The sequence below is a fragment of the Jatrophihabitans sp. sgz311053 genome (genome assembly GCF_056135305.1).
This window is the reverse complement of the sequence record NZ_JBWAXP010000003.1, coordinates 154142-171359: the sequence shown is the minus strand read 5'-3', so window position 1 is coordinate 171359 and position 17218 is coordinate 154142. Positions and strand designations below refer to the sequence as shown.

Sequence of the window (17218 nt, the reverse complement as noted above, 5' to 3'; positions counted from 1 at the left end):
GCCGCCTCAGGCGGCGCCGAGCTGCCGCAGCGCCGGCGGCAACCGGGCCAGGTCCGGAGCGTCGTCGCGGATCCATGCTGCCAGCTCGGCGTCTCGGCCGGGGAGCTCGGCCAGGGCGAGCCCGACCGGACGGCCGTCCCAGCGCACGCCGCCGCGCCCGTCGGCCGACCCCGGCCCGACGGCGACGACGCAGCCGTGATGGCACGGGCCGAGACACCCTGTGGAGAGCAGCACGGCCCCCGGCCGGTGCCGGACCGCCGCCCGCAGCCGCCCGCCCGCCGGACCGGCGGTGCCGGCCGACGGGTCGTGCAGCTCCCGCAGCGCCCGGCATCGCGGTCCGGCGCAGGCGGCCACCACCAGCAGCCGGCCGGTACCAGCGTCAGTCACGCTCGCGCCGGCCGTAACGCCGGTTGAACTTCTCGACCCGGCCGGCCGTGTCGACCACGCGGCGCGAGCCCGTCCAGAACGGGTGACTGACGCTGGAGACGTCGACCGTCACCAGCGGGTAGGTGTTGCCGTCCTCCCACTCGATGCTCCGGTCACTCGTGCGCGTCGAGCGGGTGAGGAAGCCACGGCCCGCGCCGGTGTCCCAGAAGACGACCGGCCGGTACTCGGGGTGGATGTCGGGTCTCATGCCGCGCCTTTCTCGTCGGTGGCCGGACGCCACTCGGGGAACGGGTCCTCCAGCCGCGCCCACGCGGCGGGGCCGGCGGCGAGCTCGGTGTCGGTGAGCAGGCAGCCGTCCAGGACCGCCGTCATGCGCTCGGCGTCCAGTGCTTCTCCCAGGAAGGAGACCCGGTTGCGCCGCGGACCCGCCGGCCAGGGCCCGGCCGGTCCGAGCACCAGGCAGTCGCCGGCGCTGTACCAGTGGACGACCGAGTCCGGATGCGTCGCGACCCAGAGGTGGCCGGTGCTGCGGATGACGCCGTCGGCGAGCTGGTCCAACGCCTCGCGCAGCCGACCGGGGTGCAGCGGACGGCCGCGGGTGTCCCAGTGCACCAGGATGAGGTCGCCGCTGACCGCCGGCAGCTGCAGCCGGGTGTCCAGCAGGCCACGCTCGCCGAAGAGGCCGCGTGCCGCGGCGTCGTAGGATCCGGTCGCCACGAGCGCGGCCGCCGGGACGTCGAGGGTGGTCTGCGGGAAGAGCCGCACCGCATCGGGGCAGAGTGTCGCGAGCGCGGCGTGCTCGGTAATGGTGAGCTCATCGCCCACGGCGCCGGGCAGCAGCAGCACGGACGCCTCGTCCAGGCCGGCGGCCAGGACCATGGCAGCCGAGCGCTCGTCGGTGGGCGCCACCGCGATGCCCCGCGCCGCGACATCGGCGTCGCCGCAGAGGTCGTCGAGCCAACCGGCGTGGATCACCAGGCCCACGGTGTCGATGACGGCGGTGCCGGTGAGCTCGGCGGCCAGCGCCTGCACAGCCGCGTCGGTCTCCACGCCGGGGTGCAGGTGCGCGACCACGGCGTCGTAACGACCGGTCCGGGCCAGCCGCCGGACAGCACGCACCACGGCCTCGCGCATGGCGCAGGAGAGGCAGCCGTGCTTCAGCTCGACGATCTGCTCGGTGCAGCGGCCGTCGCTGTCGGTGACCCGGCTCTGCACCCAGCCGAGCTCGGCGGTGAAGGGATCCACCCAGATGACGGCGAGCCGCGGCGTGGTGAGCAGCAGGCCGGCGGCGACGTCGGCGACGGCGTCGCGGTCCAGGCCGGCCAGGACGGTGAGCGGGATCGGCGGGGTCACCAGCTCGCCTTCCGGATGCCGGGCAGCTCGCCGGCGTGCGCCATCTCGCGGAAGCGGATCCGCGAGATGCCGAATCGGCTGAGGTGGCCGCGGGGTCGGCCGTCGATGGCGTCGCGGTTGCGCAGTCGGGTGGCCGACGCGTCCCGCGGCTGGCGCGAGAGCTCGGCGCGGGCCGCGGTCCGCTCGGCGGTGGAGGCGCTCGCGTCGCTGATGATCTGCTTCAGCTCCGCGCGTCGCTCGCGGTAACGCGCCACGATCACCCGTCGCTGCCGGTCCCGCGCGAGCTTGCTCTTCTTCGCCATCTCAGCGCTCCTCTCGGAAGTCGACGTGCCGACGCACGACCGGGTCGTACTTGCGGACCACGAGACGGTCGGGGTCGTTGCGGCGGTTCTTCCGGGTCACGTAGGTGTAGCCGGTGCCGGCCGTGCTCTTGAGGCGGATGACGGGGCGGATGTCGGTGGCCTTGGCCATCAGAACCTCACCCCGTCAGCCCGCAGGCGGGCGACGACGGACTCGATGCCGCGCTTGTCGACCGTCCGCATCGCCTTGGCAGTGAGCCGCAGCCGGACGAACCGGTTCTCCGACGGCAGCCAGTACCGCTTGGTCTGCACGTTGGGATCGAAACGTCGCGAGGTGCGCCGGTGCGAGTGCGATACCGCCTTGCCGAAGCTCGGCTGCGCGCCGGTGACGTCGCATCGTCGGGACATGGGTGGTCTCTCCTGTCGGTCGGGTTTCCCGAGCTTATCGTTAACGACAATCATTGTCATTAACGAGAGGTGGCGAGGTACGCTGGCCAGCACCGCGACTCAGGCGGTGACGGGCCGGGCGGTGCGGCGCGACCAGCCGCGCCGGCGCCGGACGGCGCCGATCCCCCGGCACACCAGGTAGATCGCGAACGAGACCGTGGTGATGTACGGGCTGATCGGCACGCTGGAACCGTTGGCGAGCAGGATGCCGCCCACCAGGGCGACCTCGGCGAAGAGCACGCTCAACAGCACCGCGACCAGCGGCGAGGCCGTGACGCGGACGGCCGCGGCGCCCGGCGTGACCAGGATCGAGAGCACCAGCAGCGCCCCGACGATCTGGATCGACATGGCCACCGTCAGCCCGAGCAGCAGCATGAAGACGACCGAGAGGGTGCCGACCCGGACGCCCCGCGCCACGGCGAGGTCAGGGTCGGAGCTGGCGAAGGTGAGCGGACGCCAGACGATCAGCAGGCCGCCGACCACGATGACCGAGACCACCACGAGGGTGTTGAGCTGCGAGAAGTCGATCGAGACGATCTGCCCGGTCAGCAGGCCGAACTTGTTGGCCGCGCGCCCCTGGTACAGCGACAGGAAGAGCACGCCGAGTCCGAGCCCGAAGGGCATGAGCACGCCGATGACCGAGTTCCGGTCGCGCGAGCGGCTGCCCATGGCTCCGATGATCAACGCGGCGAGGAGCGAGCCGGTGATGGCGCCGACCGACACGCTCACGCCGAAGAGCAGGGCCCCGGAGGCCCCGGCGAAGGAGAGCTCGCTGATGCCGTGCACCGCGAAGGGCAGGTCGCGCATGATGACGAAGACGCTGACCAGGCCGCCGACGAGACCGAGCACGGCGCCGGCGATGAGGGTGTTCTGGATGAGCGCCAGCAGCTGACCGTAGTCGCTGTAGTCGAAGACGCTGCCCCAGTCGATGCCGGTGGCCAACTGGCTCACGCCGCCCCCGCCTCGTGCAGGTGGCGGGGCGTCTCGGGGAGCCCCGCGACGAAGATCTGCCCGCCGGCACGGACCACCTCGACGGACGTGCCGTAGAGCTCGCTCAGCGTCGCCGAGGTGAGCACCTCGTCCACCGTCCCGACGCGGAAGGACCCGCCGGCGAGGTAGAGGACGCGATCCACGTACGGCAGGACCGGGTTGATCTCGTGCGTGACGAAGACGACGGAGGTCCCGTGCGAGCGCCGACGCCGATCGACCAGGGCGGTGATGGCCCGCTGACTGGCGGGATCCAGCGACAGCAGCGGCTCGTCGCAGAGCAGCAGTGCGGGATCGGCGACGAGCGCCTGCGCCATCCGCAGCCGCTGCTGCTCGCCGCCGGAGAGCACTCCGACCGGCATCTCCGCGTAGGCCTCGGCGCCGACGGCGGCGAGCGCGGCGGCGATCCTGTCCCGACCCGCACCGGGTCGGCCGATGCCCCACCGGTGACCGTCGAGGCCCTGGCGGACGACATCGCGACCACGCAGCGGCAGCAGCGGGTCGATACGACGCTGCTGCTGGACGTAGCCGATCGTGCCGCTGCCCCGCCGGGCCGGCGCACCGGCGATCTCGAGGCGTCCGGCCGTCAGCGGCTGCAGGCCGAGCATGGCGCGCAGCAGGCTCGTCTTGCCCGACCCGTTGGCGCCGAGCACGGCGACGAACTCACCCGATGCGATGTCCAGATCCAGCCCCGACCAGAGCGTCCGGCTGCCGAAGCCGAGGCCGGCCCCGCGCAGCCGTAGCGTCGGCGGCTGCGGCGAGGAGGACGGCGGGGTCGGCGGCGGCACCGCCTCGGGCGGGTTGTCAGGCAAGAGCGGCCTTCACCGCGGCAACGTTACTGCGCATCCAGCTGAGGTAGGTCTTGCCCTCGGGGAGCGTCTCGGTGACGGGGACGACGGCGATGCCGTTGCTCTTCGCGGCGGCCAGCACCCGCTCGGTCTCGGTGCCGGTGGTCTGCTCGTTGTAGGCCAACAGCTTGACGGCCTTGTCCTTGAAGAGCTGGAGAGTCTGGTTCAGCACGCTCACCGAGACGTCATTGCCCTCCTCGATGGCCTCGCTGAAGGCCGGCGGCGTCTTGTTGACCAGGCCGGAGGCCTGCAGCAGGTAGAGCGGCACCGGCTCGGTGATGGCCACCCCCTCGCCCTTGTGGGCCGCGGCGATCTGCTTCTCCTGCGCCTGCAGCCCGCTCAGGGCCTTGTCGAAGGCGGCGAGGTTCGTCGAGAACGTGGCCTTGTCCTTCGGTTCGGCCTTGCCGAAGGTCGTCGCCAGATCCGCCGCGAGCCTGCGCATCCCGGCGAAGTCGTACCAGACGTGCTCGTTCAGCTCGCCGCCCGCGGGCGCCTTGTCACCGGAGATGGTGACGGCGTCGAGCACCGTGGCCTTGGTGCCCTTCGCCATCGTGGTCACGAAGTCGTCGTAACCGCCGCCGTTCTTGATGACGACGTCGGCCTTGGAGATGGCGAGCTTGGTCCGGGTGTCGGCCTCGAAGGAGTGCGGGTCCTGGTTGGGGTCCTTGATGATCGAGGTGACCTCGACGTCCTTGCCGCCGATCGCCGTGGCGATCGAGCCGTAGACGTTGGTCGAGGCCACCACCCGCAGGCCGTCCCCCTGAGACTTCTCGGCGCCGCCGGAGGACGAGCACCCCGCCAGCGCGATCGCCGCCGCCACAGACGTCGCGGCGATCAGCCGCACACCACCCCGTACCACGTGCCACTCCTCATAATGAGAACGATGTTCATTACGAGAATCGACACTAGCACGGGGTGGCGCGGTCGGTGCGCCGGTTCTCAGACGTGGGTGAAGGAGCCGTAGGTCGCGTTGGGATCCCAGATGCGCTGGTAGTCCACACCCTGGTCGGTGTCGATCGCCGCGACGCTGAGGCCGGGCTTGAGGTAGATGCCGACGTGGTACACGTCGCCGACGCTGTCGTGATAGAAGACCAGGTCACCCGGCAGCGCCCGCGAGGCGGGGATGAGCCGGGCTGCTTTGATCTGGTCCTGCGACACCCGCGGCGTGCGGTAGCCGTACTTGCCGTAGGCCCACATGACCAGGCCCGAGCAGTCGAAGGAGCGGGGCCCGGTGGCGCCCCAGACGTAGGGCTTGCCGATCTGCTTCTTCGCCAGCGCCAGGGCCTGCTTATTCAGCGCCGGCGTCGCCGGCAACGTGGCACTCGTGGCCGCGTTCGCGGCGCGAGTGTCCAGCGCCTGGCAACCCAGGAACGAGTTGCTGCCGAAGCCGACGTTGACGACCCAGATGCAGGCGATCTGCGTCGCTCGCGTGGCCGGTACCGAGATGTCGAAGCGCGAGGACCCACCGGATCCCGCCGGCCGGGTCCCGAGGTACTTCGTCGTCAGCCGCGTGGCCACCGACGAGCCGTTCAGGTACAGGACGACGGTGGAGCGACGCGCGACGAAGTCGGGGTCGCTGGCCCAACCCACGAGACGGACGGACGACCTCGTGGTGGTGGCGCTCTGGATCGCACCCACGGGCGAGCGCCTGGCCTGCTGCGTGGCGGTGAGGGTGCGCCCGAGCGGCGTGGTCACGCACTTCTTCACCAGCCGCGGACCGCCGCCGATGTTGCCGAAGACGACACAGACGATGTGGTTCCCGGTCGGGACGGCGACGGTGAGCGCGTAGCCCGGCGTGGCACCGGTGCGGTACTTCTTCACTGCGGCGGCGTTGGGCAGCGACGTCGTGGTGGTGCCGATGGTCTTCTTGCCGTCGAGGACGACGGCGACGCCGAGGTTCTGGCTGAAGTCGTTGGCGTCTGCCGCCCAGCCGGTCACGCTCAGACCGGCGGCGACGGCGCGGATCTTCGGCGTCGAACCGATCGGGTCGACGGGCGTCTTCACCTTCGGCGCGACGGTGACGGTGCCACCGTTCGCGGGGGCTGCGACAGCGGGCGAGGCAGTGGCGACCGCGGCCCCGACGACGACGGTCGCGCAGAGCGAGGCCGTCATCACGGCACCGAGGCGACGCCGGCGCGGCCGGGCAGCAGTGAGATCGACGGGGGGCGTGGGACTCATGTGATTCGCTTTCGCCTGGACCTGCGCCGGCGCTGCCGCGCGCGCAGGATGACGGAATGACGGTGACGCACCGGACCCCACCCGATCCCCCGGCACGAGCCTAATTGGCCGTGAAGACCTCGTAAAGAATTACAGGCCAGTAGTTCCCGTCGTGTCGTCTGCGGCGCTTCCTAGGATCGAGGTATGAGGCCACGCGCAGGCATCGTCGTCACCGGAACCGAAGTCCTCACCGGACGGGTCACCGACCGCAACGGTCCGTGGCTCGCCGAGGAGCTGCGGCGAGCAGGCGTCGACGTGGCCGAGGTCGTGGTGGTCGGGGATCGGCCCGAGGATCTGCGAGCCTGCCTGACCTTCCTGGCCGGCTCCGGTGTCGACCTCATCGTCACCTCCGGCGGGCTGGGGCCGACGGCCGACGACCTCACCGCCCGCCTCGTCGGCGACTTCCAGGGACGTCCCGGTCGGGTGGACCCCGATCTCGAGCGTCGTATCGCCGCCGTCATCGCCCGTCTCGCCGCCGCGCGCGGCTGGCAGCTGGACCCGACGGCGACGGCGGCTGCGGTCGCCAAGCAGGCCACGGTGCCCGACGGCGCGGGTGTCCTCGAACCCGTCGGCACCGCACCGGGGTTGGTCGTGCCCGTCGCCGACGGCCGCACCGGGCCCCCGGTGGTCGTGCTGCCCGGGCCACCGCGGGAGCTGCAGCCGATGTGGCCGGCCGCCTTCGCCCACCCCGCCGTCCGCGCGGCCGTCGGCGAGCCCGAGGAGCTGCGACAGCGGACGATGCGGCTCTGGGGGACGCCGGAGTCCGAGCTCACCGCCGTGCTCGACCGGCACGAGGCCGAGCTCGCCGACCTCGAGATCACGACGTGCCTGCGCGACGGCGAGCTGGAGATCGTCACCCGCTACGCGCCCGCCGCGCAGCCGGCCTACGACAGGCTCCGCGCCCTCGTCGAGGGGGCCTTCGCAGCGACCCTCTACTCCCCCGACGGCGAGACCATCGACGAGATCGTGGCCGCGAGACTCCGCGAGGCCGGGCTCACCGTCGCCACCGCCGAGTCCTGCACCGCCGGCCTGCTCGCCGGACGGCTCACCGACCTCGCCGGCTCCTCGGACTATGTCGCCGGCGGCCTGGTCGTCTACTCCAATGCCGCGAAGCACGAGCTCGCCGGGGTACCGGTCGAGCTCATCGACCGCGTCGGGGCGGTGAGCGCCGAGGTGGCCGAGGCGCTCGCCCGCGGCGCCCGACAGCGCCTGGGAGCGGCGATCGGCGTCGGCATCACCGGAGTCGCGGGCCCCGGCGGCGGCACACCGGACAAGCCCGTGGGGCTCGTCCACCTCTGCGTGGCCGGGCCGGGCGACTCGCTCGCGCCGCGACGGGTCACCCTGCCCGGCGACCGGCAGGACGTCCGGCACCGCACCGTCATCGTGGCGCTGCACATGCTCCGGGAGGCGCTGGGAGGCTGATCTCCGGCTCGCCTCATCTTGCCGTTCCCGCAAGATCAGTTGCCGATCAGGCGAGGACGTTCCAGGGTGGCGACATGATCACCGATCCCGCACCGTTCGATGTCCTCGTCGTGGGCGGCGGAGCCGCCGGCCTCGCCGGGGCACTCAGCCTGGGCCGCTCCCGTCGGCGGGTTCTCCTCGTCGACGCCGGCCGGCAGCGCAACCTGCCCGCCGACGGCATCCACGCCTTCCTCACGCGCGACGGCATTAGCCCGGCCGACTTCCTCGCCGCCGGCCGAGCGGAGATCGAGCGCTACGGCGTCGTCGTCCGTGACGGCGAGGTCATCTCGGTGGCACGCAGCGGCGATGTCTTCCGCGCCGTCCTGGGCGACGGGACGGCGGTGACGTCCCGTCGTCTGCTCGTCACGACCGGCCTGGTCGACGAGCTCCCCGACGTGCCGGATCTCGCCTCGCGTTGGGGCCGCGACGTGATCCACTGCCCCTACTGTCATGGCTACGAGGTGCGCGACCGCGCCATCGGTGTGCTCTCCACCGGTCCACTGACGGCACATCAAGCACTGCTGTTTCGTCAGCTGAGCGACGATGTCGTGGTCTTCGGGCACACCGGCCCCGCCCTCGATCCGATCGACGCAGCGCGGCTCGCGGCGCGCGGCATCCGGGTGATCCCCGGTCAGGTCACCGGACTCGACATCGTCGAGGACCGGATACGCGGCATCGTGGTGGACGACGGCGCCACCCGGACCTTCGTCGCGCGCGACGTCCTCGTCGTCGCCGCCCGCGCCGTCGCCCGCTCCGACCTGCTCCGCGACCTCGGCCCGGGTCCGGTGCCGCACCCGATGTCGCCGACAGCCGGCGAGTACCTGCCCACGGTGGACGCCACCGGCCGGACGTCGATTCCCGGCATCTGGCTCGCCGGCAACGTCGGCGACCTCTCCGCGCAGGTGATCTCGGCAGCGGCGCAGGGCAATCTCGCCGGCGCCGCCATCAACGCCGATCTGGTGATGGCCGAGGCGGATGCCGCCGTCACCTCGACGGGACGCTCGCCGGCATGAGCCGCGGCGCCGCCGGCGGGGTGCTCCGCGCCGGCGACGCCGTCGTTCTCGGCAGGCTGTGGACGGGGACTTCGACGCCCCCCGGCACGGAGTCCCTCCGTCACAGACACGACCCGCGACGTGTCACGGATGCGCGGCCGGCCGTCTCACACCCCCGTCCGAGACGCCGAACTGCCTGGAAGAAGGATGCACCAAACACCGACTTCACGCGATGGTCACACGCAGGACACGTGGCGGCGCGGCGAGAAAACTACGGATCTGGTGGCTGAACCGGCTCTGGAGTGACGTAGACCGCTGCATCCTGCGCACGCGGCAACGAATGCAGCGCCAGTCAGGCCTGCGGCGTCCCCGGCCCGTACTGCCCGGCACGCAGGTCGTCGTCCTGCGCGAGCGTCTCGGCAGGTTTGGGCTGCCGCTCGTCGGGCTCCGGATCGTCGTCCAGCGCCGGCAGGACGGTGTCGTGGTCGGGCCGGACCGGCTGCTCGTCGTCGGGCTGCGGCGCGTCGGGGTGAGTCACGCTCGGTACCTACCCGGCAGGCGGCGAGCTCTGTCCTCGCGCCCCGGGGCGGCCACCGCACCGTCAGCTCGACTCAGCGGCGGGCGCCGGCCCGACCGCGTCCGACGACGTACGCCGCCACCAGGAAGACGACGGTGAGGATGAAGAGCCAGAAGGCGCCCTTGATGAGCGCCCCAAGCAGGCCGGTGGCGATGGCGAGGACGATGAGCAGGATCAGTAGCAGCATGATCAGCTCTTACCCGGTGCCAGCAACCCCGGAAACGACAGCACCCCCCGGCGAACCGGGGGGTGCTGGCTGATACTGACTGATGTAGCCCCGACCGGATTCGAACCGGCGCTACCGCCTTGAGAGGGCGGCGTCCTAGGCCACTAGACGACGGGGCCCTAGCACTTTCCTTGTACTGCGCTGGGGTACCAGGACTCGAACCTAGACTAGCTGAACCAGAATCAGCCGGGCTGCCAATTACCCCATACCCCAAGGGTGTCGGCCCGCCGAACTGTCCGGCGAGCCGTCGTCAGACTCTACCGGACGCCTGCGAGCCGCTCCACCACCACCCCCTCAGAGGAAGCGGCTGATGATCTCCTTCATGATCTCGTTGGTGCCGCCGTAGATCTTCTGGATCCGCGAGTCGGTGTACATCCGCGAGATCGGGTACTCCTCCATGTAGCCGTAGCCGCCGAAGAGCTGCAGGCACTCGTCGGCCACGTCGCACTGCATCTGCGTGGTCCACCACTTGGCCATCGACGCGGTGGGGATGTCGAGCTCGCCGGCGATGTGCTTGGCGATGCAGTCGTCAACGAAGACGCGCGCCACCTTGGCCGTGGTGGCCATCTCGGCGAGCTTGAACTTGGAGTTCTGGAAGTTGAAGACGGGCTTGCCGAAGGCGTGCCGGTCCTTGGTGTAGGCGATGGTGTGTTCGAGGGCCACCTCGATGGCCGCCACCGCGGCGACGGCGATGGCCAGTCGCTCCTGCGGCAACTGCTGCATGAGCTGGATGAACCCCTGCCCCTCCTCGGTGCCGAGCAGGTTGGCGGCCGGCACCCGCACGCCGTCGAAGAAGAGCTCCGAGGTGTCCTGGCCGTGCATGCCGATCTTCTTCAGGACGCGGCCGCGGCTGAAGCCCTCGACCAGCCCGCCGTCGGGCGTGTCGGTCTCGAGGACGATGAGCGAGATGCCCTTGGCTTTGTCCTCGGGGTCGGTCTTGGCCACGACGACGATGAAGTTGGCGAGGAAGCCGTTGGTGATGAAGGTCTTGGAGCCGTCGAGGACGTAGACGGCGTCCTCGCCCTCGCCGGTCTTGATCGCCTTGGTCTTGACACTCTGCAGGTCCGAGCCGGTGCCGGGCTCGGTCATGGCCACGGCGCCGACGAGCTCGCCGGTGGCGAGCTTCGGCAGCCACTTCTGCTTCTGGTCGTCGGTGCCGTACTGCCAGATGTAGTGCGCCACGATCGTGCTGTGCACGGAGGTGCCGAGGCTCGGCGAGAGAGTACGGGCCTGCTCCTCCATCATCACGGCCTCGTGCGCGAAACTGCCGCCGCCACCGCCGTACTCCTCGGGAATGGACGGGCAGAGCAGGCCCAGCGAGCCGGCCTTGTTCCACACCTCGCGGTCGATGTGCTGCTGCTCGCCCCAGCGGGGCTCGTTCGGAGCGCACTCCTTGGCCATGAAGTTGTGGGCGAGCTCGCGGAACGCCTCGATGTCGTCGTCACTCCACGCGGGCACGGCAGGCTTCGTCATGACCGTGACAGTAATACCGTCACAGTTCTACGTCGAGAGGATCGCGGGAGATTCGCGCGGCGTTCGCCGCTCGCTCACGCTGCCCGCGGCCGGCTGCCCACCGGCTCGGCCCGCAGGAACGGCCGGACGTGTTCCAGCAGCAGACCCGGCTGGTCCACCTGGGGACAGTGACCGCAGCCGGGGATGACCACGGCGCCGCCGTCGCGTCCGACGCGCCGCAACACTCTCGCGGGGGTGAGGATGTCGCGCGAGCCGAAGACCAGCAGCACCGGCGCCTCCAACCGGCCGACCAGCTCGGCGAGACCGGCGACGGCGAGGTCGGCAAGCAGCGCCCGACCGATCGGGAGCAGGTCAGGGACCGCGCCACGACGGGAGTAGGGGCCGCTGAAATCGGCTCGGGCGAGAGCGTCGATGCGGCGCGGATCGGCGGCGGCCACGCAGCGGTAGAACATGCCGAGGCCGCGGGCCGCGGAGCGGTGTCCGACGGCACCGAGGGTGGCGCGCAGCCCGAACTCCACCGGCCGCGACAGCGCCATCCGCCACAGCCGCGGGACGCCGCGCAGACCGGGCATGTCGATGAGGACGACCCGGTCGGTGCGCTCCGGGTGCGTCGCGGCGAAGAGCGTCGCCACCGCACCGCCCATCGAGTTGCCGACGAGGGCGACCGGCGTGTCGATGCCCTCGGCCTCCAGGACCTCGCGGATCACCTCCACGTAGCCGGCGAGCAGTGGCGTCGGGAAGCGGCGCCGACTTCGTCCGAAGCCGGGGAGGTCGATGGCGATGACGCGGGCGTCGACCGCGAGCGGTCCGATCAGGCGCGTCCACGTGGTGAGGTTGTCGGCAAAACCGTGCAGCAGCACGACGGTGCGCTCCCCGTCCCCGGTAGCCACGTAGTGCACGCCCGGCACGAGGTCGGCATGGGTCTGGCCGGGTTCGGGAACCGACGCGAGCGAATTCACGGCGATGGTGTTACCCACGCCACACGGATCCCTCACGTCCGGGTCGCAACCTCAGGCGGTGGCGACCGCCCGGATCCGGCCCAGCGACCGCTCGCGGCCGAGGATCTCCAGGGACTCGAAGAGCGGCGGCGACACCTGGCTGCCGGTGACCGCGACCCGCACCGGACCGAAGGCGTTGCGGGGTTTGAGACCCAGCTCGTCGACCAGGGCGGTGCGCAGCGCCTGCTCGATGGCAGCCGTTGTCCACTCCGACAACGCCTCGAGCGCGGGCAGTGCCGCCGCCAGGACGGGGGCGCCCTTCTCGCCGAGCTGCTTGGCTGCCGCGGCCTCGTCGACGACGAAGTCGGCCTCGGTGACGAGCAGGAAGCGCAGCATGTCGCGGGCCTGCAGCAGCGTGCCCGTCCGCTCCTGGACGAGCGGCGCGGCCGCGGTGACCAGCGCAGTCGCCTCCGGTCCCAGCTCGTCGTCCGTCGAGGCAAAGGCGACCAGGCGTCGGGCGAAGTCCTCGGCCGGCAGCGCGCGGATGTAGTGCCCGTTGAGCCAGTCCAGCTTGTCGAGGTCGAAGACGGGGCCGACGGTGTTGACCCGGCTCCAGTCGAAGTTCGCGCTGAACTGCTCGAAGGTGAAGATCTCCGAGTCGTCCGGCTGGCCGTACCCGAGCAGCGCCAGGAAGTTCAGCAGCGCCTCGGGCAGGTAGCCCTGCTCGAGGAACCAGGTGAGCCGGGCGGCGGGGTTCTTCCGCTTGCTGATCTTGGACTTGTCGGTGTTGCGCAGCAGCGGCATGTGCGCGAACGCCGGTTCGGCGAAGCCGAGCCAGCGGTAGAGCAGCAGGTGCTTCGGGGTGGAGGAGATCCACTCCTCACCGCGCACGACGTGGGTGATGCCCATGAGGTGGTCGTCCACCACGACGGCGAGGTGGTACGTCGGGAAGCCGTCGGCCTTGAGGATCACCTGGTCGTCCGGACGGGGCGCCGAGACCTCGCCGCGGATGACATCGGTGAAGGTGAGCGGTGCGTCGTCCGGCACGAGCATGCGCACGACCGGGGTGTCGGTGGCCCCGCCCAGGGCGGCCCGCTCCTCGGCCGTCTTGCCGAGGCAGAGCCGGTCGTAACCGGTGGGCAGCTTCTTGGCGCGCTGCCTGTCCCGCATCTCGGCGAGGCGTTCCGAGCTGCACCAGCAGTAATAGGCGTGCCCGGACTCGAGCAGCTGCTCGACGAAGGGCTGGTAGGTGTCCAGGCGCTCGGACTGCCGGTACGGCGCGAACGGACCGCCGATGTCGGGTCCCTCGTCCCAGGTCAGTCCCAGCCAGTGCAGCGTGTCGAAGACCTGCTGCTCGCTGTCGGCGCGGAAGCGGGCGCGGTCGGTGTCCTCGATCCGGAGCACGAACTGGCCGCCCTGCTGCCGCGCGAAGGCCAGGTTGAACAGCGACATGTAGGCAGTGCCGACGTGCGGGTCGCCGGTGGGCGACGGCGCCACCCGGAGGCGGGGGGCGCTCATGCCGTCCGCACCGGGTTGGTGAGCGTCCCGATGCCCTCGATCTCGACCGAGACGACGTCGCCGGCAACGATCGGGCCGACACCGGCGGGCGTGCCGGTGAGGATCACGTCGCCGGGAAGCAGCGTCATCACCCCGGAGATGAAGGCGATCTGGGTGGCGAGGTCGTGGATCATCTGGCTGGTCCGGCCGTCCTGCTTGACCTCGCCGTTGACGCGGGTGACCAGGCGCAGGTCGCTGGGGTCCAGCACGGTCTCGACCCAGGGGCCGAGCGGGCAGAACGAGTCGTGACCCTTACCGCGGGTGAACTGCCCGTCGCTGCGCTGCTGGTCGCGGGCGGTGACATCGTTGGCGCAGGCGTACCCGAAGACGTGGCCGAGGGCGGCCTCACGGGTGACGTTGCGCGCCGGCGTGCCGATGACGGCGGCGAGCTCACCTTCGAAGTGGACCTCCTCCGACGAGGCGGGGAGGCGGACGGCGTCCCCCTCGCCGATCACCGATGTCGACGGCTTGAGGAAGATCAGCGGCGTCGTCGGCGCCTCGCCACCCATCTCCTTGGCGTGGTCGGCGTAGTTCTTGCCCAACCCGACCACCTTGCTCGGGAGGAAGGGCGAGAGCAGCCGGACGTCGGTGAAGGCCCAGCGGTCGCCGGTGAAGGTCAGCGGCCCGAAGGGATGCCCCTCGATGGCAGCCACGGTGAGTTCGCCGGGACCGGCGCCGGGCGCCCCCTCGACGGTTCCCCAGGCGACACCGGACGGCGCTGTGGCCGAACCGGGATGGACGAAGCGGGCGATGCGCACGGTGTCTCAGGTTAGTCGGCGTCGGCGACCGGCTCCCCGTCGGTCGAGACCACGGCCGCCATCGGCCATACTTGGACGCTGTGAGCACTCCCCTGTCCCACGTGCCGGCCCGCAAGCGCCGGCAGGCGGCAGCGACCCTCGCGCTCTTCGCCACCCTCTTCATCGCCATCGCCGCGGTCGGCGCGACCGGCGCGACGACCCCGGTCATCAAGGTCTTCGTCGGCATCGCGATCGTGGTGGCGGTCGTCCTCGCGCTGCTGGCCTGGGGCGTGACCAACTCGATCCGGGCCGACGAGCGCAGTCGCGCGGCCCGGGCGGTCGACGCCTCCCTCGACGCCGCCATCGAGCAGGCCGTCGCGGCTCACGGCCAGAGCATGTGCGGCTGCGGGCACGACCACGACCCGACCGAATTGCACGTCCCGGACGACCCGTGCGCGCGCGACGGTCACGGCGACGGCTGCACGCACTCCTGCGAGACCTGCGTGCTCGCCACCCTCAAGCGGACCTCCGAGCGATCGGCCGCCGCGCGGCCCTCGCCGGCGCCACGTCGCCCCTCCCCCGTCAGGCGCTGAGCATCCGCTCCATGCAGACCGACGACGCGCTGTCGACGTAGGGGCCGAAGCGGTCGATCTCGGCGAAGCCGTGGCGCCGGTAGAAGCGGATCGCCGCGACCTGGCGGTTGCCCGTCTCCAATCGGACCCTCGTCACGCCGCCGGCTCGAGCCAGGGTCAGCAGCTCGGCCATGATCTCGTCGGCCAACCCCGTGCCGCGATGTCCGGGCGCGACGAAGAAGCGCTTCAGCTCGGCCGTCGAGTCGGAGTCGTCGACCTCGATCCCGCCGATGCCGACGAGCTCGTCGTCGCGGTAGGCCCCGACGAGCACGACCCCGCCGGCGTCCAGCTGCTCCAGCGAGTAGCCGAACATCTCCTCGTCGGGGTATCCGCTATCGGCGAGCTCGTCGGTGAGCTGGGCGATCAGACGCGCCACGCCGGGCGTCCGCGTGGTGACACGCGCGACGGTCACGCTCGTCCGGCCAGCAACCCGTACCGGACGGCGTCGTGCAGCGCCAGCCACGACGCCTCGATGACATTGCCGTGGACCCCGACGGTGGTCCACTCGCGCTCCCCGTCGGTGGTGTCGATGAGGACGCGGGTGACGGCGTCGGTGCCGTGCTTGCCGGGCATGATCCGCACCTTGTAGTCGACCAGCCGCAGCCCGGCCAGTTGCGGGTGTGCCTTGCGCAGGGCACGGCGCAGCGAGCGGTCCAGGGCGTTGACGGGACCGTTGCCCTCGCGGATCGCGATGACCTGCTTGCCGTCGACGGTGAGCTTGATGCGGGCCTCGGCGAGCACTTCGTGGTCCGAGCTGTCCTCGCTGATCACGCGGTAGGACTCCACCACGAACGGCGGCGGCGCCTGGGGGTCGAGCAGGTCACGCACCAGCAGCTCGAAGGAGGCATCGGCCGCCTCGTAGGACCAGCCCTGCGCCTCACGCTGCTTGATCTGCTCGACGACCGCCGAGACGACGTCCGGACGGTCGGAGAGATCCAGACCGAGTTCCTTGGCCTTCAGCTCGACCGACGCCCGGCCGGCCATCTCGGTGACGAGGATGCGCTGCGTGTTGCCGACCGTCGCGGGATCGAGGTGGTTGTAGAGCAGCGGGTCGACCTTGATCGCCGAGGCGTGCAGCCCCGCCTTGTGGGCGAAGGCGGCGGCGCCGACATAGGGGGCGTGGGTGTCCGGGGCGAGATTGGCGATCTCGGCGATGGCGTGCGAGACCCGCTGCAGCTCGCCGAGGCAGCCCTCGGGCAGCACGTCGCGCCCCATCTTGGTGACCAGCCCGCCGATGACGCTGAAGAGATTGGCGTTGCCGGCTCGTTCGCCGTAGCCGTTGGCGGTGCCTTGTACGTGCGTCGCGCCGGCCTCCACGGCGGCCAGGGTGTTGGCCACTGCGCAACCCGTGTCGTCCTGGGTGTGGATACCGAGCCGGATGCCGGCGCGACGCCGTACGTCTGAGACGACCTCGAAGACGCCGCGCTCACCCATGGGGAGCATGCCGCCGTTCGTGTCGCAGAGGACCCCGACATCCGCACCGGCTTCGGCCGCGGCGTCGAGGACCCGGACCCCGTAGTCGGGGTCGTGGTGGTAACCGTCGAAGAAGTGTTCGCAGTCGACGAAGACCCGGCGTCCCTCGGCCCGCAGGAAGGCCACGGTGTCACGCACCATCGCCAGGTTCTCGTCCAGGGTCGTGCGCAGCGCCCGCTCGACGTGCCGGACGTCGGACTTGGCCACGAGCGTGACGACCGGTGCTCGCGAGTCGAGCAGGGCCTGCACCTGCGGGTCGTCCTGCACCCGTACGCCGGCTTTGCGGGTGGCGCCGAAGGCGACCAGGACGGCGTGCCGCAGCTCGAGCTCGCCGTCGGCGGCACGGGCGAAGAACTCGGTGTCCTTCGGCAGCGCGCCGGGCCAGCCGCCCTCGATGAAGCCGACGCCGACCTGGTCGAGCAGCCGCGCCACGGCGAGCTTGTCGGCCACCGAGTACGTGATGCCCTCGCGCTGGGCACCGTCGCGCAGCGTGGTGTCGAAGACGTGGAACTCGTCGGTCTGCATGGGGTCCGTCCCGGGTTTGGCAAACAAAAAACCCCCTGCCGGTGGCAGAGGGTCAGGCGCGTCGGTGGTGGAGCTACCGGCGCGCCGTT

21 protein-coding genes and 2 tRNA genes are annotated in these 17218 nt (G+C 71.1%); 3 read left to right on the top strand and 20 right to left on the bottom strand.

What is annotated here, in order from left to right; translation table 11 throughout:
- Positions 1 to 6: 6 nt before the first annotated feature.
- From AC0NZQ_RS18775 to AC0NZQ_RS18730, 10 genes are all read right to left on the bottom strand, one after another.
- Positions 7 to 387 carry a hypothetical protein gene (locus tag AC0NZQ_RS18775; protein ID WP_474531603.1) on the bottom strand — a complete coding sequence of 127 codons (381 nt, stop codon included), beginning with the start codon at positions 385 to 387 and terminating at the stop codon, positions 7 to 9.
- Positions 380 to 634 carry a type B 50S ribosomal protein L31 gene (locus AC0NZQ_RS18770; protein ID WP_474531602.1) on the bottom strand — a complete coding sequence of 85 codons (255 nt, stop codon included), beginning with the start codon at positions 632 to 634 and terminating at the stop codon, positions 380 to 382. Before AC0NZQ_RS18770 ends, AC0NZQ_RS18775 begins: the two co-directional genes overlap by 8 nt.
- Entirely contained in the window at positions 631 to 1740 is a 1110-nt protein-coding gene (locus AC0NZQ_RS18765) for a GTP-binding protein (RefSeq protein WP_474531601.1), read from the bottom strand. Before AC0NZQ_RS18765 ends, AC0NZQ_RS18770 begins: the two co-directional genes overlap by 4 nt.
- Positions 1737 to 2042, bottom strand: a complete 306-nt coding sequence (rpsN, locus tag AC0NZQ_RS18760) for a 30S ribosomal protein S14 (protein ID WP_474531600.1) — start codon at positions 2040 to 2042, stop codon at positions 1737 to 1739. The genes AC0NZQ_RS18765 and rpsN overlap by 4 nt, the downstream gene beginning before the upstream one ends.
- A 1-nt stretch (position 2043) precedes the next feature.
- Positions 2044 to 2211 carry a 50S ribosomal protein L33 gene (gene rpmG / locus AC0NZQ_RS18755; RefSeq protein WP_474531599.1) on the bottom strand — a complete coding sequence of 56 codons (168 nt, stop codon included), beginning with the start codon at positions 2209 to 2211 and terminating at the stop codon, positions 2044 to 2046.
- Positions 2211 to 2447, bottom strand: coding sequence for a 50S ribosomal protein L28 (gene rpmB / locus AC0NZQ_RS18750; RefSeq protein ID WP_474531598.1), 237 nt, complete (start codon positions 2445 to 2447; stop codon positions 2211 to 2213). Before rpmB ends, rpmG begins: the two co-directional genes overlap by 1 nt.
- Before the next feature lie 99 nt (positions 2448 to 2546).
- Positions 2547 to 3437 carry a metal ABC transporter permease gene (locus AC0NZQ_RS18745; RefSeq protein WP_474531597.1) on the bottom strand — a complete coding sequence of 297 codons (891 nt, stop codon included), beginning with the start codon at positions 3435 to 3437 and terminating at the stop codon, positions 2547 to 2549.
- Positions 3434 to 4261 (bottom strand): metal ABC transporter ATP-binding protein, encoded by an 828-nt coding sequence (locus AC0NZQ_RS18740; protein WP_474532026.1) that lies wholly within the window; start codon positions 4259 to 4261, stop codon positions 3434 to 3436. Before AC0NZQ_RS18740 ends, AC0NZQ_RS18745 begins: the two co-directional genes overlap by 4 nt.
- Before the next feature lie 16 nt (positions 4262 to 4277).
- On the bottom strand, positions 4278 to 5165 hold the full coding sequence (locus AC0NZQ_RS18735) for a metal ABC transporter solute-binding protein, Zn/Mn family (RefSeq protein ID WP_474531596.1): 888 nt from the start codon (positions 5163 to 5165) through the stop codon (positions 4278 to 4280).
- Between the two features lie 95 nt (positions 5166 to 5260).
- Complete coding sequence (locus tag AC0NZQ_RS18730; protein ID WP_474531595.1) at positions 5261 to 6499, bottom strand: C40 family peptidase; 1239 nt, start codon at positions 6497 to 6499, stop codon at positions 5261 to 5263.
- 183 nt (positions 6500 to 6682) lie between these two features.
- Here AC0NZQ_RS18730 and AC0NZQ_RS18725 point away from each other — a divergent pair, with 183 nt between their 5' ends.
- The gene (locus tag AC0NZQ_RS18725; protein ID WP_474531594.1) at positions 6683 to 7960 is read left to right on the top strand and encodes a competence/damage-inducible protein A; all 1278 of its coding nucleotides are present in this window, start codon (positions 6683 to 6685) and stop codon (positions 7958 to 7960) included.
- Between the two features lie 74 nt (positions 7961 to 8034).
- Positions 8035 to 9012, top strand: coding sequence for an NAD(P)/FAD-dependent oxidoreductase (locus AC0NZQ_RS18720; protein WP_474531593.1), 978 nt, complete (start codon positions 8035 to 8037; stop codon positions 9010 to 9012).
- Positions 9013 to 9343: 331 nt separating this feature from the next.
- Here the strand turns inward: AC0NZQ_RS18720 and AC0NZQ_RS18715 are convergent, their stop codons facing one another.
- From AC0NZQ_RS18715 to AC0NZQ_RS18680, 8 genes are all read right to left on the bottom strand, one after another.
- Complete coding sequence (locus tag AC0NZQ_RS18715; RefSeq protein WP_474531592.1) at positions 9344 to 9529, bottom strand: hypothetical protein; 186 nt, start codon at positions 9527 to 9529, stop codon at positions 9344 to 9346.
- Positions 9530 to 9602: 73 nt separating this feature from the next.
- Entirely contained in the window at positions 9603 to 9755 is a 153-nt protein-coding gene (locus AC0NZQ_RS18710; protein ID WP_474531591.1) for a hypothetical protein, read from the bottom strand.
- An 85-nt stretch (positions 9756 to 9840) separates the two neighbouring features.
- Positions 9841 to 9913: transfer RNA gene (locus AC0NZQ_RS18705), tRNA-Glu, on the bottom strand.
- Positions 9914 to 9935: 22 nt separating this feature from the next.
- A tRNA-Gln gene (locus AC0NZQ_RS18700) sits at positions 9936 to 10007 on the bottom strand.
- Positions 10008 to 10088: 81 nt separating this feature from the next.
- Positions 10089 to 11267, bottom strand: a complete 1179-nt coding sequence (locus AC0NZQ_RS18695) for an acyl-CoA dehydrogenase family protein (RefSeq protein WP_474531590.1) — start codon at positions 11265 to 11267, stop codon at positions 10089 to 10091.
- 74 nt (positions 11268 to 11341) lie between these two features.
- The gene (locus AC0NZQ_RS18690) at positions 11342 to 12244 is read right to left on the bottom strand and encodes an alpha/beta fold hydrolase (RefSeq protein WP_474531589.1); all 903 of its coding nucleotides are present in this window, start codon (positions 12242 to 12244) and stop codon (positions 11342 to 11344) included.
- 33 nt (positions 12245 to 12277) lie between these two features.
- Positions 12278 to 13723, bottom strand: coding sequence for a glutamate--tRNA ligase (gltX, locus tag AC0NZQ_RS18685; RefSeq protein WP_474531588.1), 1446 nt, complete (start codon positions 13721 to 13723; stop codon positions 12278 to 12280).
- Positions 13720 to 14520, bottom strand: a complete 801-nt coding sequence (locus AC0NZQ_RS18680; protein WP_474531587.1) for a fumarylacetoacetate hydrolase family protein — start codon at positions 14518 to 14520, stop codon at positions 13720 to 13722. The genes gltX and AC0NZQ_RS18680 overlap by 4 nt, the downstream gene beginning before the upstream one ends.
- Before the next feature lie 80 nt (positions 14521 to 14600).
- Between AC0NZQ_RS18680 and AC0NZQ_RS18675 the strand changes: the two genes are divergently transcribed.
- Positions 14601 to 15092: a hypothetical protein gene (locus AC0NZQ_RS18675; RefSeq protein ID WP_474531586.1), complete on the top strand. Its 492-nt coding sequence runs from the start codon at positions 14601 to 14603 to the stop codon at positions 15090 to 15092.
- Here AC0NZQ_RS18675 and AC0NZQ_RS18670 read toward each other — a convergent pair.
- Positions 15082 to 15507 (bottom strand): GNAT family N-acetyltransferase, encoded by a 426-nt coding sequence (locus tag AC0NZQ_RS18670; RefSeq protein WP_474531585.1) that lies wholly within the window; start codon positions 15505 to 15507, stop codon positions 15082 to 15084. The genes AC0NZQ_RS18675 and AC0NZQ_RS18670 overlap by 11 nt on opposite strands.
- Before the next feature lie 32 nt (positions 15508 to 15539).
- On the bottom strand, positions 15540 to 17129 hold the full coding sequence (gene cimA / locus AC0NZQ_RS18665; protein WP_474531584.1) for a citramalate synthase: 1590 nt from the start codon (positions 17127 to 17129) through the stop codon (positions 15540 to 15542).
- Between the last annotated feature and the right edge of the window lie 89 nt (positions 17130 to 17218).

What these genes read in the sequence shown, in the direction of transcription:
- AC0NZQ_RS18770 (WP_474531602.1), bottom strand. Translation starts at nt 634, where the DNA reads ATGAGACCCGACATCCACCCCGAGTACCGGCCGGTCGTCTTCTGGGAC.
- rpsN (WP_474531600.1), bottom strand. Translation starts at nt 2,042, where the DNA reads ATGGCGAAGAAGAGCAAGCTCGCGCGGGACCGGCAGCGACGGGTGATC.
- rpmG (WP_474531599.1), bottom strand. Translation starts at nt 2,211, where the DNA reads ATGGCCAAGGCCACCGACATCCGCCCCGTCATCCGCCTCAAGAGCACG.
- rpmB (WP_474531598.1), bottom strand. Translation starts at nt 2,447, where the DNA reads ATGTCCCGACGATGCGACGTCACCGGCGCGCAGCCGAGCTTCGGCAAG.
- AC0NZQ_RS18730 (WP_474531595.1), bottom strand. Translation starts at nt 6,499, where the DNA reads ATGAGTCCCACGCCCCCCGTCGATCTCACTGCTGCCCGGCCGCGCCGG.
- AC0NZQ_RS18725 (WP_474531594.1), top strand. Translation starts at nt 6,683, where the DNA reads ATGAGGCCACGCGCAGGCATCGTCGTCACCGGAACCGAAGTCCTCACC.
- AC0NZQ_RS18720 (WP_474531593.1), top strand. Translation starts at nt 8,035, where the DNA reads ATGATCACCGATCCCGCACCGTTCGATGTCCTCGTCGTGGGCGGCGGA.
- AC0NZQ_RS18710 (WP_474531591.1), bottom strand. Translation starts at nt 9,755, where the DNA reads ATGCTGCTACTGATCCTGCTCATCGTCCTCGCCATCGCCACCGGCCTG.
- AC0NZQ_RS18695 (WP_474531590.1), bottom strand. Translation starts at nt 11,267, where the DNA reads ATGACGAAGCCTGCCGTGCCCGCGTGGAGTGACGACGACATCGAGGCG.
- gltX (WP_474531588.1), bottom strand. Translation starts at nt 13,723, where the DNA reads ATGAGCGCCCCCCGCCTCCGGGTGGCGCCGTCGCCCACCGGCGACCCG.
- cimA (WP_474531584.1), bottom strand. Translation starts at nt 17,129, where the DNA reads ATGCAGACCGACGAGTTCCACGTCTTCGACACCACGCTGCGCGACGGT.